Origin of the sequence: Desulfovirgula thermocuniculi DSM 16036 (assembly GCF_000429345.1) — a bacterium.
Taxonomy (GTDB): Bacteria; Bacillota; Desulfotomaculia; order Desulfotomaculales; family Desulfovirgulaceae; genus Desulfovirgula; species Desulfovirgula thermocuniculi.
The window spans coordinates 38,551-54,294 of the sequence record NZ_AUBR01000011.1 but is presented as its reverse complement, the minus strand read 5'-3'; the positions used below and the strand labels follow the sequence as shown (position 1 = coordinate 54,294).

13 protein-coding genes and 1 pseudogene are annotated in these 15,744 nt (G+C 67.0%); 3 read left to right on the top strand and 11 right to left on the bottom strand.

The window, feature by feature from the left end:
* Window positions 1-24 precede the first annotated feature (24 nt).
* Window positions 25-444, bottom strand: coding sequence for a 3-hydroxyacyl-ACP dehydratase FabZ (gene fabZ, locus G454_RS0104520; RefSeq protein WP_425387434.1), 420 nt, complete (start codon window positions 442-444; stop codon window positions 25-27).
* A gap of 42 nt (window positions 445-486) precedes the next feature.
* Here fabZ and G454_RS17745 point away from each other — a divergent pair, with 42 nt between their 5' ends.
* Window positions 487-2,211 carry an FAD-dependent oxidoreductase gene (locus G454_RS17745; RefSeq protein WP_051275883.1) on the top strand — a complete coding sequence of 575 codons (1,725 nt, stop codon included), beginning with the start codon at window positions 487-489 and terminating at the stop codon, window positions 2,209-2,211.
* Here G454_RS17745 and csaB read toward each other — a convergent pair.
* The 10 genes from csaB to G454_RS0104465 all read right to left on the bottom strand — a co-directional run bounded on the left by csaB (window position 2,180) and on the right by G454_RS0104465 (window position 14,864).
* Window positions 2,180-3,307: a polysaccharide pyruvyl transferase CsaB gene (csaB, locus tag G454_RS17740; RefSeq protein ID WP_035106907.1), complete on the bottom strand. Its 1,128-nt coding sequence runs from the start codon at window positions 3,305-3,307 to the stop codon at window positions 2,180-2,182. The two genes, G454_RS17745 and csaB, sit on opposite strands and share 32 nt — an antisense overlap.
* A complete protein-coding gene (locus G454_RS17735) occupies window positions 3,304-5,244 on the bottom strand; it encodes a DUF5693 family protein (protein ID WP_051275881.1) in 1,941 nt (646 codons plus the stop codon). The genes csaB and G454_RS17735 overlap by 4 nt, the downstream gene beginning before the upstream one ends.
* 197 nt (window positions 5,245-5,441) lie before the next feature.
* On the bottom strand, window positions 5,442-6,452 hold the full coding sequence (locus tag G454_RS17730; protein WP_051275879.1) for an LCP family protein: 1,011 nt from the start codon (window positions 6,450-6,452) through the stop codon (window positions 5,442-5,444).
* An 18-nt stretch (window positions 6,453-6,470) separates the two neighbouring features.
* Complete coding sequence (locus G454_RS0104495) at window positions 6,471-6,923, bottom strand: hypothetical protein (RefSeq protein WP_027717639.1); 453 nt, start codon at window positions 6,921-6,923, stop codon at window positions 6,471-6,473.
* 37 nt (window positions 6,924-6,960) lie between these two features.
* Window positions 6,961-7,710, bottom strand: coding sequence for a WecB/TagA/CpsF family glycosyltransferase (locus G454_RS0104490; protein WP_027717638.1), 750 nt, complete (start codon window positions 7,708-7,710; stop codon window positions 6,961-6,963).
* Window positions 7,711-7,801: 91 nt separating this feature from the next.
* A complete protein-coding gene (locus G454_RS17725; protein ID WP_245574309.1) occupies window positions 7,802-9,355 on the bottom strand; it encodes a DHA2 family efflux MFS transporter permease subunit in 1,554 nt (517 codons plus the stop codon).
* A gap of 12 nt (window positions 9,356-9,367) precedes the next feature.
* Window positions 9,368-10,024, bottom strand: a complete 657-nt coding sequence (locus G454_RS0104480; RefSeq protein WP_027717637.1) for an HlyD family secretion protein — start codon at window positions 10,022-10,024, stop codon at window positions 9,368-9,370.
* An 11-nt stretch (window positions 10,025-10,035) separates the two neighbouring features.
* A complete protein-coding gene (locus G454_RS0104475) occupies window positions 10,036-13,161 on the bottom strand; it encodes an efflux RND transporter permease subunit (protein WP_027717636.1) in 3,126 nt (1,041 codons plus the stop codon).
* A 25-nt stretch (window positions 13,162-13,186) separates the two neighbouring features.
* A complete protein-coding gene (locus tag G454_RS0104470) occupies window positions 13,187-14,389 on the bottom strand; it encodes an efflux RND transporter periplasmic adaptor subunit (RefSeq protein ID WP_027717635.1) in 1,203 nt (400 codons plus the stop codon).
* 10 nt (window positions 14,390-14,399) lie between these two features.
* Window positions 14,400-14,864, bottom strand: coding sequence for a MarR family winged helix-turn-helix transcriptional regulator (locus G454_RS0104465; RefSeq protein ID WP_027717634.1), 465 nt, complete (start codon window positions 14,862-14,864; stop codon window positions 14,400-14,402).
* A 138-nt stretch (window positions 14,865-15,002) separates the two neighbouring features.
* On the opposite strand from G454_RS0104465, the pseudogene hepT reads away from it, so the two are divergent.
* A pseudogene (gene hepT / locus G454_RS22850) lies at window positions 15,003-15,287 on the top strand (type VII toxin-antitoxin system HepT family RNase toxin); the annotation flags it as partial.
* A gap of 17 nt (window positions 15,288-15,304) precedes the next feature.
* Entirely contained in the window at window positions 15,305-15,712 is a 408-nt protein-coding gene (locus tag G454_RS20275) for a nucleotidyltransferase domain-containing protein (protein WP_051275877.1), read from the top strand.
* Window positions 15,713-15,744: the final 32 nt, after the last annotated feature.

Genomic DNA, 15,744 nt, shown 5'->3' with positions numbered 1-15,744 from the left:
CCTCCGCCAAGCGCAGGATTTACCTCATTCCACGGCAAAGAGAAGCTCCGCCTCGGCCACCAGGTCCCCGTCCACCAGCGCCCGGGCAGAGGCCCTGCCCACGGAGCCGCGCATTTTCTGGATCTCTACCTCCAGGCGCAGGACGTCACCCGGCACCACCTGGCGGCGGAAGCGGGCGCGGTCGATGCCCGCAAAGAGGGCCAGCCGCCCGGCAAACTCCGGCTGCTTCAAGAGGGCCACGGCGCCCACCTGGGCCATGGCCTCCACGATGAGCACGCCGGGCATGATGGGGCGCCCGGGGAAGTGCCCGGCAAAAAAGGGCTCGTTGGCCGTCACGTTTTTTACCCCCACCGCCCGCCTTCCCGGCTCCAGCTCCACGATCTTGTCCACCAGCAGGAAAGGGTAGCGGTGGGGAAGAATTTCTTGTATGGCTTTTGCGTCCAGCATGGCACCAATCACAGACATATTATACCACGGGTGGAGCCGATGGGGCAAAAACTTCTTTTTTCTAGCACCGCGCTGCTCCTGGCGGCGGTTCTCTTGCTTGCGGCAGGCGCACGCCTTTCGCCCCCCGACGGTGAGGCCGCGCGGCGCTACGACATCGTGGTGTACGGCGGCAGCTTTGCCGGCTGCGCCGCCGCCCGCACGGCAGCCTCCCTGGCGTCCGGCAGGTCCGTCCTCCTGGTGGTGCCGGGAACATTACCCGCCCTGGGCGGCATCGGCACCGTCGGGGGGCAGAATTTTTTTGACGTGTGGTACTGGCGCGGGGGGCTCACCGCCGGCGGGTCCTTTGCCCGCTGGTTTGAGGAAGCCGGGCAGTTCTACCACCCGGGCCGCATGGCCGCCATTTTGCGCGCCGACCTCGCCCGGTACCCCAACATCCACATCCTCTGGTGCTACGACGTGGCGGAAGCGGTGCCCTCCGGCGGGGAAGGCCCGCTGGCGGAGCTCGTTTTAAGAGAAGTGGTGCCGGACTCCCAGGGCGTGCCCCGCTGGGGGAGGGGCGCGGTGCGCGTGCGGGGGCGCGTTTACGTGGACGCCTCCGAGGACGGGCGCCTCACGCGCCTGGCGGGTGATGTCACCACCACCGGTCGCGCCGACTGGCCGCAGGCCTACTTAGAGCACGGTGAGGGGAGGACCGTGGCCGCCCGCCAGCAGGCCGCCACCCTCATGTTCAAGGTGCGCGGCGTAAGGGCGCCCTCCCCGGAGGCGGGCCGCCTGGTGAGGGCGGGCGACCTGGTCTTCTTCTGTGATCACCGGGGCAGCTGGGGGGTGGCCGGCGGCTGGAAGGCCTACCGGGAAAACCCGGTGGTAAGGGACTTCAACCGGCGCTACGGCCCCCGGGGCTTTGCCCTAAAGCCCTTAAACGCCGCCCAGGAAGGGCCGGGCAGCCCGGAGTGGTGGGTCAACGCCCTCTTGATCTTTAACGTGGACGGGCGGGCCACAAGGCGGGACGCCGGCACGGCCGCCTACCCGCCGGACGCGCGCCCGGACGCCCTGGACGCGGACACCGCGCGGCTCCTGGCCAAAGAGGTCATCTGCGACCCGAAGTTTCTATCCGCCCTCCGCCAGGTGGGCGGCACGGCGGCCGACGGGAAGGTTTACGGCTTTGCCGGCGCGGAATTGGTGAGGGACGAGCGGGGAGAGCCCGTGGTGGGCGAGGTACTCTACTTAAGGGAAACCGTGCACCTCACCCGGGAGCCGCGGGAAGCGGGACCGGGCAGCGAGGAGAGCGCCTACGCCCTCACCCCCTCGGCCTGCCAGGGCGCCGGGGACGGCCCGGGGCGCGGCGCGGACGGCCGGCACTACGGGGAGCGGGTGGGCCTGGGCTTCTACGCCATGGACATAAACGCCTACACCTTTGAGGACCTGCGCGCCGGCGGGGAATACGCCTGGCCGGTGACGGGCAGGGTGCGGCCCGACTGGCAGCAGAAGGGCGGCGAGCCGCAAAATCCCGTTTACCTCCCCTACCGCATGCTGGTCACGCCCCGGGTGCCAAACCTCCTGGTGCCGGGCTACGCCACGGGAGCCTCCTCGCTGGCCTGGGCGGAAGTGCGGGTCATCCCCAACCTCTGCGTGCTGGGGGACGCGGCGGGGGCCGCCGCCGCCAGGGCCGTCCTGTTTAACGAAGAGCCGGCCCGCTTCGGGCCGGAGCAGATTTCCTGGGTGCAGGAGGCCCTCAAGCGCCTCGGGGGCAGGCTCGAGAAGTAAGGAGGTCCCTCACCAGGCGGGGGGTAAGGCGGGCCTGCGCCTTGAGCGGCTCCACCGCCAGGCGGAGCTTCTCGCGGGCCGCCTCATGCCCTGCCAGCACCTCCTCCACCTCCCGGGAGAGGGCGGCAAAGTCAAAGGCGCCGGCAGGCAGCGGGGGGCGCCAGTTGATGCGGGCCAGGAAACGCTCCACCTTGGGGTCGTAGCTGAGGCCCACCAGGGGCACGTTAAAGACCGCCGCAAAAACGAGGGCGTGCAGGCGCATGCCCAGGCACAGGTGCAAACACCCGAAAAGGGAGAGGGCCTCCTCCACGGAAAGCGCCCGCGAAACCACCGCCGCCGGCTCCGCCATGCGGGCGGCCACGCGCCGGCTCACCCCCAGGTCCGCCGGGAAGTGCAGGGGGATGAAGACCACCGCCAGGCCCCGGCGGCAGAGCCCGTCCAGCACGCGCGCCAGGGCCTCCTCCTGCTCCGCGCCGAAGCCCGGCCACTCCCTGAGCGCCACCCCCACCACGGGGCGCCCGGCAGCACCCACCTCCGCCAGCACCGCCTCCCCCTTCTCCCCGCCCACCGCCGCGGGATCAAGCCCCAGCACGGGGTCGGCGGTAACCACCACCGGCGGTCTCTTTACCCCCAGATGCCGCAGCTCCGCCGCAGATTCCCCGTCCCGCACGGTAATGAGCCGCGCGCGCTCGGCCACGCGGCGCACCAGCCGGCGCCCCGCCTCCGTCGTCACGGGGCCGATGCCCTGGGCGTAGAAGACGACCGGCTTTCTCAGCGCCCCGGCCAGCCAGATCACCCCCGCGTAGTAGAGGAGGCTTTTCAGCCCGGTGACGTCCTGCAGCAGGCTGCCGCCGCCGCTCAAAAAAACGTCGCAGGCGGCCAGCGCGCGGCAAACCGCCGCCGGGCTCCAGCGGTTCACCGCTTCCACGCCAAAGGCGGCGCGGGTCCCGGCAGGGTCGCCGGAGAGGACCACAAAGCGCGCCCCCGGCAGGGATGCGCGCAGGGCCTGCAGCATGCTGTAGAGCACCGCCTCGTCGCCAAGGTTGCCGAAGCCGTAGTAGCCGGAAACGGCCACCACGGGGCCGGCGCCCCTCATGGCCCCTCACCCGGCGGGACCATTTTCTCCCGGCAGCGGGCCGCCGCCCGCACGGCCAGAACCAGCACCGCCCCCACCAAAAGGCCGAGGGCCAGGCCGTAAAACAGCCGCAGCAGGGAGACGGCCAGCGGCGTGTGGATGTGGGCAAAGGTGTTCACCAGGGAGATCTGGCCCACTGCCCCCAGGATGAGCAGCGGCAGGTAGCGGTTGTCCCGGTAGCCGGTGGCAAACAAGAGCATGAGCAGGGGGTGCCCCAAAAGAAACTCCTTGGTGCGCGGGCGCACCCCTAAAAGGGCGTCCAGGAGGTTTCTGGCCTTTAGCTCCAGGGCCGAGGTGACCGCTTCCCCCTCGTTGCCCGTGCGCACGAGATAAACGGCCAGTACGGCCAGCAAAAGCGCGCCGGCCGCCGCCCACTTCACCAGCACCGGCCGCTGCAGGGTGCGGGATAGGCGCTCATGCCAGGGCTCGGGCGGCGCGTAAAGGAAGAAAAAGGCAATTGCCGCCAGCAAGAGCGGCAGCACGTGGGCCGGCTTGACCCCCCAGAACTGGTCCAGCTTGAGCATGAACCCGGCATCCGCCAGCAGGCCCACGGTAAAGAGGGCCCCGGGGAAGGAAAGAGAAACGGCCAGCACCAGCCGCGCGGCGCACTCGGGAAGCGGGGCGCCGCGGGGCCGCACGGTAGTGAGCAGCGAGAGCGTGGGGAAAACCACCACCGCCGCCAGGGCGGCGAGCTTTCTGGCCGGTGAAGGGGCCGCGGCCAAAAGCCCACCCCAGGCCAGGGCGGCCGCCAGGCCCAGCAGGGGCAGCCCGCGCTCCAGGCCCAGCCGCTGCAGCAGCAAAAGCCCCCCGGCAATGACCCCCAGGCCCATCACAAACACCAGGGGCCGGGAAACGGGCAGCGGCGGCAGGAGCGAGGCCCGGCCCACCACGAGCCCCTCGCGGTAGAGGCCCTCCCGCAGCCCGGCCACGAAGTCCAGGTTGGCCCGCAGGACGCTGCCGGCGCCGGTGCCGTCTGCAAGGGGCCGCACCAGGAGCATCCTGGCGTTGCGCTCCGCGGCGGCCAGGAGGTAGCGGTTCCGCGCTTCCTTGGGCGTGTAGCGGGGCATTTCCTCCGGCTTAATGGTGTGCAGCCGCACCACCCTCTTCTGCAGGAGGACCCCCAGCTTTTCTAACCCCCGCTGCCGGAAGAACTCCACCTGCACCACCGGCACGCCCAGGCCCTCTAGGGTGCGGGCCAGCGCCCCCAGCTCCGCCGGGTAGCCCGGTAATGTGTCGTCGTTAAAGGCCACGGCGGAGAGGTTGGGGATGTCCTTTAGGGGCGAGAGCGCTTTCTCCATGCTGCGGGCAGAGGCTCCCGGCCAGGCGCGCACCTGCACGGCGGCAAAGAGCCCCGCCCGCGCGCTGTCCCGCAGGGGCCCTTCGGGAAAGCCCAGGCCGATTTTTTGCAGGTTGGAGGGGGAGGCGGGCACGCGCACCACGAAGACCCCCGGCGCCGGGCGGAAGACCCGCGCGCCGCCGGCCTTGGCCTCCAGCTGCAGGGCCAGCCGGCGCGCCGTCTCCTCCCGCGAGGTCACGAGATAAGTGTGGCGGGAGGAAATCTCTTCCTGCGCGCGCAGGCTCCCCAGCCACGGGGGCTGGAGGTTTAAGAGATCCTGGCCGGTGAGGGCGCTCACCTCCCCGGTCGCCTTCAGCTCTTCCAGGGTGGGCTCTTTAAAGAGCACGGTGGTGAGGCCCTGTTCCCGAAAGAGCCTCATCACCTCCAGGGTGTCCTTCCCGGAAAGGGCGGCCAGGTTGGCCAGGTCGTCGTAGACCATGGCCACCTCCACGGTGCGAAAGCCGGACTCCACCCGGTAGCGCTGCCAGGCGGCAAAGGCGGCCGCCAGCAGCCCCGCGGCCAGGAAAAAGAGGCAAAGGGCGGAAAACACGCGCCTGGACAAGGCAAACAAAACCTCCCCTGCAAAATTCGGGTTCCCCCGGCATGGATTCTAAGCACGCTAAGGCCCTTGCAGGCCGGCCTTACCTTCGCCACCCGGACGAGTTTCAGCCCTCTTTCCGCTGCGGCGGGGATTTGGCGCCTACCTTTTGCCGGGCCGCATACCGCCCCCTTAAAATGCAGGACGCCCCGCGCCCTGACTCACGCCCCTCCGGGAACCTTTTGCGGCCCGGGGCTCTCTTGCACCGGCGGCGCCGCCCCGGAGCCGGGAGCGGGCGGGGGCGCGGGGCCGACCGCGGCGGGACCGGTAAAGACCTCCGTTACCCGACCCTCCCGGAAAAAGGACCGCGCCACCAGGCGGGCCCGGCGCGGGTCCACCTCCCAGTAGCTGACGCCGTTCTTTTCCAGGAAGCGGCCGGGCAGGGTCTGGGTGACGATTTCTCCCCCGGCAAAGAGGCGGGCCGCCTGCACCATGGCCGGCAGCTGCCGCGGCCCCAGGTTGGTTTCCACCTGGCGCGCCAGCTCCGGCAAGAGCCCGGGGAGGCGGGCCAGGTTGGCCGGCTGCATGGCCTCGCGGGCCAGGGCCGCCAAGAACTTCAGCTGCCGCTCGGTGCGCCCGATATCCCCCAGGGCGTCTCCCCGGAAGCGCACGTAGGCAAGCGCCTGCGCGCCGTCTAAGCGCTGCAGGCCGCGTTTTAAGTCGATGGCGTACTCCGGGCCGTCGGAGTGGTCCACGTAGTGCATGTCCTTTTCCACCTCCAGGGTGACGCCCCCCAGGAGGTCCACGATGTTCTTAAAGCCCTCCCAGCGCACAAGCACGTAGTAGCGCACGGGCAGGCCGATTAAATCGGAAACCACGCGCGCGGTGAGCTCCGGGCCGCCGTAAACGGCGGCGGCGTTGATTTTATCCGGCCCGTGCCCGGGGATCTCCACCAGCGTATCCCGCGGGATGGAGAGAAAGGCCAGCCGCCCCTGCAACCCGTCCGCGCTGGCCACGATGATGGTGTCGGTGCGGCCGGTTTCCTCCCCGGGCCGCGCGTCGGAGCCCAGCAGGAGCACGGTAAAGGACGGAGGACGGGCGGAGCGCGTCCCGGCACCCTGGGGCTCACCGCCGGGAAGGCCGTGCAGGCCCAGGTACAGCCCCAGGGCCAAAAGGGCGCATCCGGCCAGGAGGAGGAAAGCCGCCAGGGCCGCCTTTACCCCCCGCGCCAAGGTGCCGCACCTCCGGGGCTATTTCGACAGCTCGCGCCCGCGGTACATGACCACGACCTCGCTCCTGGCCAGGAAGCCCCGCCCGTCGTCCCGGGGGATGATGTAGAGGTGGTTGGCCGCCACGCTCTGCCCCGCAGGAAGGCTCGTCCCCGCGGTCACGTCGGGTATGCCGTTACCGGTGGGGTCCACGGCCACCGCCGCGCCGGAGCGCAAAATGAACTCCGTGCCCGCCGCGCCCAAGAACGCCTGCCCGGCGGGCACCACCTTCACCTGCCAGGCCGGCCCCTGCAGGTTTTGCAGGGCCTTCTGCACGTAGCCGGCCACGTACTCCTCCACGTAACTCTTGGTCACCAGGGGATCGGCGGCGGAGCCAGGATCTCCCCCGCTCGCCCCGGCAAACGCCGCATAGCCCCCGGCTGCCGCCAGGAGCACCAGGAGCACTGCCGCCGCCCAAAGACGCTTTTCGTGCATTGCCGCTTACCCCCTCCTGACTCTTTTCGACGGCCTTTTACCCGTTCCTTCCCCCGAATTTTTGCCGCAGGGACTCGCGGAGCACGAGCCCGGCAAAGCGGGGCAGCACTAACATGCGGCGCCAGCGGCGGGGCTCCATGAGGAGCCTGCCCAGCCACTCCAGGCCCAGCCGCCGCATCCAGGCCGGCGCGCGCCGCGCCTTCCCGGCCAGCACGTCAAAGCTGCCCCCCACCCCCATGGCCACCTTTGCACCCAGCACCGCCTTGTGGCGGGCAATGAAAAGCTCCTGCTTCGGCGCGCCCAGGGCCACAAAAAGAAGGTCCGCGCGCGCCGCGCGGATTTCCTCCACCACCCCCCTCTCTTCCTGCGGGGAAAAGTAGCCGTGGTGCGTGCCGGCCACTACCAGCCCCGGGTGTCTTTCCTGCAGGCGCCGGGCGGCCTCCGCGGCCACCCCCGGCGCAGCCCCCAAAAGGAACACCCGCCAGCCCTCGCGCGCGGCGCGCGCCACCAGGGCCAGCATGAGGTCGATGCCCGTCACCCGCCCGGGCAGGCGCGCGCCACACATCCCCGCCGCCCACACCACCCCTACGCCGTCCGCCGTGACCAGGTCGGCGGCATTGATCAGGGAAAGAAGCGGCGGCTCTTTTTGCGCGCGGTAGAGGATCTCCGGGTTCAGGGTAATCACCTGCCGGGGCCGGCCTTCCCTCACGAACGCCGCGATCTTCTCCACCGCCCCCTCCAGGTCCACCGCGTCCACCCGCGCGCCGAGTATGTTTATGCTGCGCATAAACCTTGCTGCACCCCGCAAGCTATTATACTGCCCGGGCCGCCCGCCCGGCAATCCGCCAGTAGCGCGATTTGGCTCGCGCCCGCTCCGTTCATCCCTCGAAGCCCGCCGGCACCTGCCCTGCTTCCCGCCGATGGGGCACGTCCCCCTTACCCCCCAGGAAGAACGTCAGCGGCAGGGCGAGAGCCACCATGAGGGCGCTGACCACGAAGCAGTCGCCGATGGCCACGGCCACGGCCTGGCGCTGGGCGGCTATGCTCACCACGGCCATAGCGGTATCCGTGGGGAGGCCCAGCAATTGCTTGATGGTCTCCAGGGCAGGCAGGGCCACCACCGACGACCAGGAGAAGCCCTCCTGGTACCAGGCGTAATGCAGCGCCTGGCGCTTGGTCATCACGTAGGTCAAAAAGGCAATGCCCAGGGAGGCCGACACCTGGCGCACCAGGTTGTTGATGGAGGAGGCCCGCCCGGAGAGGTGGCGCGGCAGGGCGTCGATGCCGGCGGTGGAAACGGGCATCATGGCCAGGCCCATACCCGCCGACCGCAAGACCAGCATCATCTGCAGCCAGCCGTAGGAGACGTCCAGATCCAGCCGGTGCAGCTCCCAGGTGGTGTAGACCACGACCGCCAGCCCCACCAGTGCCAGGGGCCTGGCCCCCAGGCGGTCGTAAAGGCGCCCGCTCACGGGCATTAACAGCCCGCTGGTCAGCGCCGCCGGCATCATCAACAGGCCCGTCTGCATGGCCGTGTAGCCCAAAAGCCCCTGCAGGAAGACGGGGATGAGGAAGAGGCCCCCGAAAAGGCCGATGGTTACCACCGCCGTGATGAGCAGGCTAAAGGCAAAGACGGGGTTTTTGAGCATGCGCACGTCCAGCATGGGCTCCTCCTCGCCCAGCTCCCAGACGACGAAGAGCACGAAGAGAAAGAAGGCGGACAAAAGGAGCGTGACGATGTACTGGGAAGTCCAGCCCTTGTCCTGCCCCTCGCTTAATGCCAGGAGCAGGGCAAAGCTGCCCGCCCCCGCCAAAACAGACCCTATCAGGTCGAACCTGGTGCGCAAGAGCGGCGTCTCTTTCAAAAACACCGCCGCCAGGAACATGCCCACCACGCCGATGGGGATGTTGATGAGGAAGATCATGTGCCAGGAGAGGTTATCCACCAGGTAACCGCCCAGGGTGGGGCCGATGGTGGGGGCCATCATGGCCGAAATGCCCCACAGGCCCATGGCCATGCCCGTCTTCTCCCGGGGCACGATGCGGAAGATCATGCCCATGCTCACCGGGATGATCATCCCCCCGCCCACGGCCTGGATGACGCGGGCCACCACCAAGGAGGTGTTGCTCCAGGCCAGGGCGCACAGGAGCGAGCCCAGCGTGAAGAAGCCCAGGGTGAGGATGTAGAGCCGGCGGTAGCCGAAGACGTCCCCCAGGTAGCCGCTCACCGGGATGACCACCCCGGAGGTGAGCAGGTAGGCCGTCATCACCCACTGGATTTCATCCGTGCTCACGCCGAAGATGGCCATGAGCTTGGGGATGGCCACGTTAACGATGCTGCCGTCCAAAATGGCCATAAAGGAGCCGATGACCAGAATGAACAGCTCCCGCCAGGGAAATCCCCCCGCCGGAAGCGATGGCTCGGGCCGCAAGGGCGCCACCCCCTACTTCACGTGGATGCGCACAAAGGCGTTGGTGCCGACCTCCACGTACTCGCCGGGCTTCTCGTTAAACACGATCTTCACCGGCACCCGCTGCACCACCTTGGTGAAGCTGCCGCCGCTGGAAGAGGGCAGGAGCGAGAAGACGGAGAGGGAGGCCTTGCCGATCCTCTCCACCCGCCCGGTAAAGGTTTTCCCGGGCAGGGCGTCTAAGGAGATGTCCACCTGCTGGCCCACCCGCACGCGGCGCAGCTTGTCTTCCTCAATGTTGGCCGTTACGTAAAGATCCTTGGGGTCCACCAGCACGACCACCGGCTGCCCCGGCGCGGCCATTTCCCCGGGCCGCGCCAGCTTTTTCACCACCAGGCCGTCCACCGGCGCGCGCACCACCGCCAGGTCGGGGTTGGCCGCTTGAAGCGTGGTGTCGTCCAGCCTGGCCACCACCTCGCCGGCGCGCACCGCCTGGCCTTCCTCCACATAGACCTCCAGGATTTTACCGGAAACCTGGGGGCTGACCCGGAAAAGGTCAGCATCCACCTTGGCGTCCTCCGTACTCACGAAGTAGGCGTTGGTGTACCAGTAGTAAAAGCTCACCCCGGCCAGGGAAAGGACCGCCAGCAGGAGAACCGCCACAATCACTTTTTTATTTTTGTTATTCACGCCGCCACCCCCTAGCTTTCTCCAGAGGCCACACGGATGCCGCCCCTCGCCCTTTTGGCGTACCACCGCTCCTTCCAGTCGTCCAGGATGGTATAGACCACGGGCACCAGCACGAGGGTGATGAGGGTGGAGAAGGCCAGCCCGCCGGCCACCACCGTCGCCAGGGGCGCCTGCCCCTCGGAGCCCTCGCCGATGCCCACGGCCATGGGCAGCATGGCCAGTATGGCCGTCAGCGCCGTCATTAAAATGGGGCGCAGCCTCACCGGCCCGGCGGTGAGGATGGCCTCGCGGCGGGAATGGCCCCGCCGCCGCAGGATATTTACGTAGTCCACAAAGACAATGGCGTTCTTGACCACAATACCCACCAGCATGATGGCGCCGATAAAGGCGGGCACGGAGAACGAGCGCCCGGTGACCAGTAGGGAAAAGGTAATGCCCACCAGCGTCACGGGCACGGAAAACATGATGATGAAGGGGTAAAGGGCCGACTCAAACTGGGCCACCATCACCAGGTAAACCAGCACTACCGCCAGCACCAGGGCCAGGGCCAGATCCCCGAAGGTTTCGGCCATCTGCTCCTGCTCGCCGCCGAATTCCACCGTGTAGCCCGGCGGCAGGGCCAGGCCGCCCAGCTTTGCCCGCACGTCCCTGACTACGCTGCCCAGGTCCCGCCCGGCCAGCTTGGCGCTCACGGTAACCATGCGGCTCTGATCCTCCCGGGAAATGGAGCGCGGGCCGCGGTCCTCGACAATTTCCGCCACCTGGGAAAGGGGCACCTTGGTGCCGTAGGCCGAGGTGAGCAGGAGGTTCTCCAGGTCCGCCTGGCGGCCCACCGCGCCCTCCCGCAGCTGCACCCTGACGTCCACTTCCCGCCCGCCGGTGCGGTAGCGCGTGGCCACCGTGCCCTCAACGGCAGTGCGCACGGTGGCGGCCACCTCCGCGGGAGAGAGGCCGCAGGCCGCCGCGCGGTCCCGGTGCACCCGCACCACCAGCTCGGGCCGCCGCTCGCCCAAACTGGAGGTCACCTCCCGGGTACCCGGCACCTCCCGCACGAGCGAGGCCACCTTTTCGCCCAGGTCTGCCAGCACGTCCAGGTCGTCGCCCTTGATCTTCAACTGCAGGGGGGCGTCCCCGCCTTGCATCCGCATGGTGTCCTCCACCGCGCTGACCCTGGTCTTTACGCCGGGAATTTCCGCCAGCCTTTCCCGCAGGACATCTGCCGCCTGCTCCGCCGTGAGGTCGCGGCGGGACCTATCCACCAGGGTGAGGACGATCTGGGCCACGTCCGTGGAGCTCTCCCCCCACAGCCCCTGCATCCCGGTAAAGCCCACCCCGGTGAAGACGCTCTCCACCCAGGGGTAGGAGGCGGCAATCTTCTCCACCTCCTGGGCCACGCGGTTGGTCTCGGCCAGCGCCGTGCCCCGGGGCATCTCTAAGGTAACGGTCACCTGGCCCTGGTCCATGGAGGGGATGAACTCAAAGCCCACCAGGGGGAAGGCGGCCACGCTGGCCGCCATGAGGGCGGCAACCAGGGCCAGCACGCGGCGCCGGTGGTCCAGGGCCCACTCCAGGAGGCGCCGGTATGAGGCCACCAGCTTTTCGTACCAGCGCTCCGAGAAGCCGTACAGGCGCCAAAGCACGCGGCGCCCGGCGCCCGCTCCGCCGGCCTCCTCCAGGTGCAGCCAGCGGCTGGCCAGGAGGGGCACCACCGTAAAGGAGACGACCATGGAGGTGAAGATGGCAAAGGAAACGGTCTTGGCCATGGGGGCAAAGAGCTGGGCCGCCAGCCCCCGCACGAAGACCACGGGCAGAAAGACGGCTATGGTGGTGAGGGTGGAGGCAATTACCGCCCCGCCCACCTCGTCCGTGGCCGTCTTGGCCGCCTCCACCAGGCCGTAGCCCATCTGGCGGTGGCGGAAGATGTTTTCCAGCACCACGATGGCGTCGTCCACAATGAGCCCCACCCCCAGGGCCAGGCCGCCCATGGTGATGAGGTTTAAGGTCATGTCGTTAAAGTAGAGGAGCACAAAAGTGCCGATGATGGAGATGGGGATGGAAGTGGAAATGATGAGGGTGGAGCGCAAGTTGCGCAGGAACACCCACATCACCAGCATGGCCAGCAGGCCCCCCACCAGCATCTCCCTGAGCACATGGTAGATGCTGCGCTCGATGTAGGAGGCCTGGTCCATGACCACCTCAAAGCGCACCCAGGGCAGTTCTTTTTCCAGCTCCTTTACGGCCTTTTTTACCTCCCGCGCCACCTGCACGGTGTTGGTGCCGCTCTGTTTCTGCACGTAAACCGTGAGGGCGGGGCGGCCGTCAACCCGGCTGAGCTGGGTGGTCTTTTTAAAGGTGTCCTCCACGCGGGCCACGTCGCCCAGGTGCACCGGGGTGCCCTGCGAGCTGCCCACCACCACCTGCGCAATTTCGTCGGTGCTGCGGAACTCCCCGGCCACCCGCACCAGGACGTCCTTTTTGCCCTCCTGCACCTTGCCGGCGGAAACGTTGGCATTTTCCGCCTGCAGGGCCTGCACCAGGCCGTTTAAAGTGAGGTCGTAGCCGGCCAGCTTTTCCGGGTCGACCAGGACGCGGATCTCCCTCTCCAGGCTGCCGGCCGACCACACGGCAGCCACACCGCGGGCCCTTTCCAGGCGGGGCCGGATGACGTCGTCGAAAGTCTTCTTTAACTTTTCGGCATCGCCGGCAGAAAGGGCCAGCTGCAGGATGGGCATCATGTTGGGGTCCATCTTAAAGGTGGTGGGGGATTTTACGCCGGAGGGGAGGTAGTTGCGCACCAAATCCACCTTTTCTCGGATCTGCAGGGCGGCGTAGTCCATGTCCGTGCCCCACTTGAACATGAGGACGATCGTGGAGCTGCCGGCGCCGCTGGTGGACTGCATGGTGTCCAGGTCGTTTAACATGGCTAAAACGGCCTCTAAGGGCCGCGTCACCTGCTCCTCCACCTCTGCCGGCCCCGCGCCGGGGTACTCGGTGACCACGGCGGCCACGGGCAGGTTCATTTCCGGCCAGAGGTCGATGGCCAAGCGGGAAAGCGACACCGCTCCCAGGATCAAAAGCACGGTTACCAGCACCGCCACCAGCATGGGGCGGGCTATGGAGACGTCGGTAACCTTCATGGGGCAGGCAGAACCTCCAAGTCTCTTACTCGCCCTTCACCCTTACTTCCGCGCCCTCCGCCAGGCCTTCGTAGCCGGCGGTGACCACCTCTTCGCCGGCCTCCAGGCCGGAGAGGATGGCCACTTTCTTGCCGTCGGACTCCCCGGCTGTCACGGCCCGCCGCTGCACCCTGCCGTCCTTCACCACCCACACAAAAGTGCTCTCCCCGTCTCTAACGAGCGCCTCCCGCGGGATGAGAAGCTGCTCCCGGGAAGAGGTGTCGATCCTCACCTCGGCAAACATGCCCGGCTTGAGGACATGATCCGGGTTGTCAATTTCCACTTTGACGGGAAAAGCCTTGGTCTGCGCTTCGGCGGCGGGGCCGATGTGGGTGATGGTGCCCTCAAAGGGCTCGGGGCGCACGGCGGCCACCACCACTTTCACTTTTTGCCCCACTTTTAACTGATTGATTAGCTTTTCCCCGCAGGTGGCCTTAACCACCACCTTATCCAGGTTGGCCAGGGAGACCACCGGCGCGGTAGCGGCCATTTCCCCGGGGTTGATGTAGCGGGCGGTGACCACGCCGCTAAAGGGCGCCCTGATGAAGCTGTCCTCATAGGCGGTCCTGGCCAGGGAAGCATTGGCCCGCGCGCCGGCCAGGGCGGCTTCCTGCACCCTCACCGCCGCCTGCGCCTGCTCCACCTGGGCAGATGAAGCCTCCACCTGCTGCCTGGCCTGCTTGTAGGGCAGCTCGTAGCGGCCCTCAAAATCGGCCTGGGAGATGGCCCCGGCGGCCAAGAGCTCCTTGGCCCGGTTGTAGTTGGCCTCGGCCACGGCCAAGCTCGCCCGCGCGTTTTCCAGGTTCGCCTGCGCCGCCTTTAGCCCCGCCTGGGCCTGGGTCAGACCCGCCTCCGCCTGGGCCACCGCCGCCTCGGCCTGGTTCAAGCGGTCGGCCAGGTCCTTATTTTCCAGAGCTACCAGCACCTGTCCCGCGCTCACCCGGCTGCCCACGTCCACCTCAACCCTGGCCACCTTGCCGGGCACCTTGGGCACGATGTTGGCCTGTTGTACGGCCTCCAGCTTGCCCGTGATTACCGCCCCGCCCTCTAAAACCCCCATTTCGGCCCGGGCCGTCTGCACGGCGGGCGGTCCGGACGATGCACCGTCCCCCGCTTTCTTTTTGCCGCACCCGGCGGCCAAAAGGGCCAGCACCAAGAGCGCGGCAAGCACCATCCACCCCTTTCTCATGCCGCCTGCATTACCCCCTTTTCTTTTCCTCCGTCTCCTCTTGGGCAAAAATCGCGAGGAGCTTTTCAAAAATGCCCACCAGGGCGACCACGTCCTGGGCCGGGAGCCTGGACAGGTAGTGCTCCAGCACGGCCCTCCGGGACGCCAGGCAGGACCTCACCAGCTCTTCCCCCTCGGGCGTCAGGGAAAGCCAGACCACCCGGCGGTCGGCCTCGTCCCGCTGCCGCTCCACGTAGCCGAGCCGATGCAGGCGGTCCACCATGGCCGTAACGGCGCTCAGGCTCACCCCGTGCTCCTCGGCCATTTCGGAGACGGTCATCCTCCCGCGCATGAAGATGAGCTTTAAGGCAAAAAACTGGCTGCCGGTGAGGCCCTCCGGCAGCGACCTGACGAGCCGCGCGTGCAGCCGCCGGAAAAGCTGCTGGAAAACGGCGTCCAGCCGTTCCAGGAGGACGCCCAGGTTGCCGCCCTCCATGCCCACCACCTTCCCCGGAAAAACTTCACCACGTTAAGTATATGGGCGGGGAAGGAGAAAGTCAAGCAAGTTGTGGAAACTGCCGCAGGCGTGTTATTCTTGATTTTAAGGAAGGGCTAAAGAGTAGCCGGGGCAGCGACAAACATTGCCGCCCATTTATGTGCCCGGCTTATATGCAAGGCCCCTTCAACTTATGCCGAAAGCTTTTATCTACTGGGCGAACACAAGTTACTAGATCCACTGTTGGCGGCACGCTTGGGCAAAATGATGGGCTTCCGGAATTTGGTTATTCACGGCTATGGGAAAATCGACGACCGGCGAATGTTGCAAATAATGAGAAACGACCTACCGGATATATTGGAGTTTCTGAAGGCCGTCGAGCACATCTTAAATCTGGAGGAAGCATCTCATGAAGGAAGCTAAGCAGCTATACCGACCCCTTGGAGAGAAAAGGCATTTACTTTCCAAAAAATGATAAAGAAAAGATCATTGCCCAGCTCAAAAAGTACCTGGTTAGCCGCCCGGAAATACGCTTCGCCTTTCTACACGGCTCCTTTCTGGAAGATGATCTCCCCTGCCGGGACATAGACCTGGCCGTGTATTTTGACGAAAAAATCAGCGACGATCAGACCTTCGACCTCACACTGGAAACGGCCGCAGAACTGAGCCGTCTCCTCGGCATTCCCGTCGACGTGCACCCCCTAAATATAGTGCTAGCAATTCTTTTTGTTATTACGCCACCCGGGGGCTTTTGCTGGCCTCCCGCAGGTGGTAAGGTCGGTAAAGCTAAAGTTCTGGTCGGGGAAGGCCTGCATGATGTGCCAGACGGCTTCCGGTCAAGGCCATAAAAAAGGCCCGCCTAAAGCGGGCCGTCGGCTTT

Bases quoted from the DNA above. Each gene is read 5' to 3' on its own strand.
- G454_RS17745 (WP_051275883.1), top strand. From the start codon at position 487: ATGGGGCAAAAACTTCTTTTTTCTAGCACCGCGCTGCTCCTGGCGGCG.
- G454_RS0104475 (WP_027717636.1), bottom strand. From the start codon at position 13,161: ATGAAGGTTACCGACGTCTCCATAGCCCGCCCCATGCTGGTGGCGGTG.
- G454_RS0104490 (WP_027717638.1), bottom strand. From the start codon at position 7,710: ATGCGCAGCATAAACATACTCGGCGCGCGGGTGGACGCGGTGGACCTG.
- G454_RS0104470 (WP_027717635.1), bottom strand. From the start codon at position 14,389: ATGAGAAAGGGGTGGATGGTGCTTGCCGCGCTCTTGGTGCTGGCCCTT.
- G454_RS0104465 (WP_027717634.1), bottom strand. From the start codon at position 14,864: ATGGAGGGCGGCAACCTGGGCGTCCTCCTGGAACGGCTGGACGCCGTT.
- G454_RS0104495 (WP_027717639.1), bottom strand. From the start codon at position 6,923: ATGCACGAAAAGCGTCTTTGGGCGGCGGCAGTGCTCCTGGTGCTCCTG.
- csaB (WP_035106907.1), bottom strand. From the start codon at position 3,307: ATGAGGGGCGCCGGCCCCGTGGTGGCCGTTTCCGGCTACTACGGCTTC.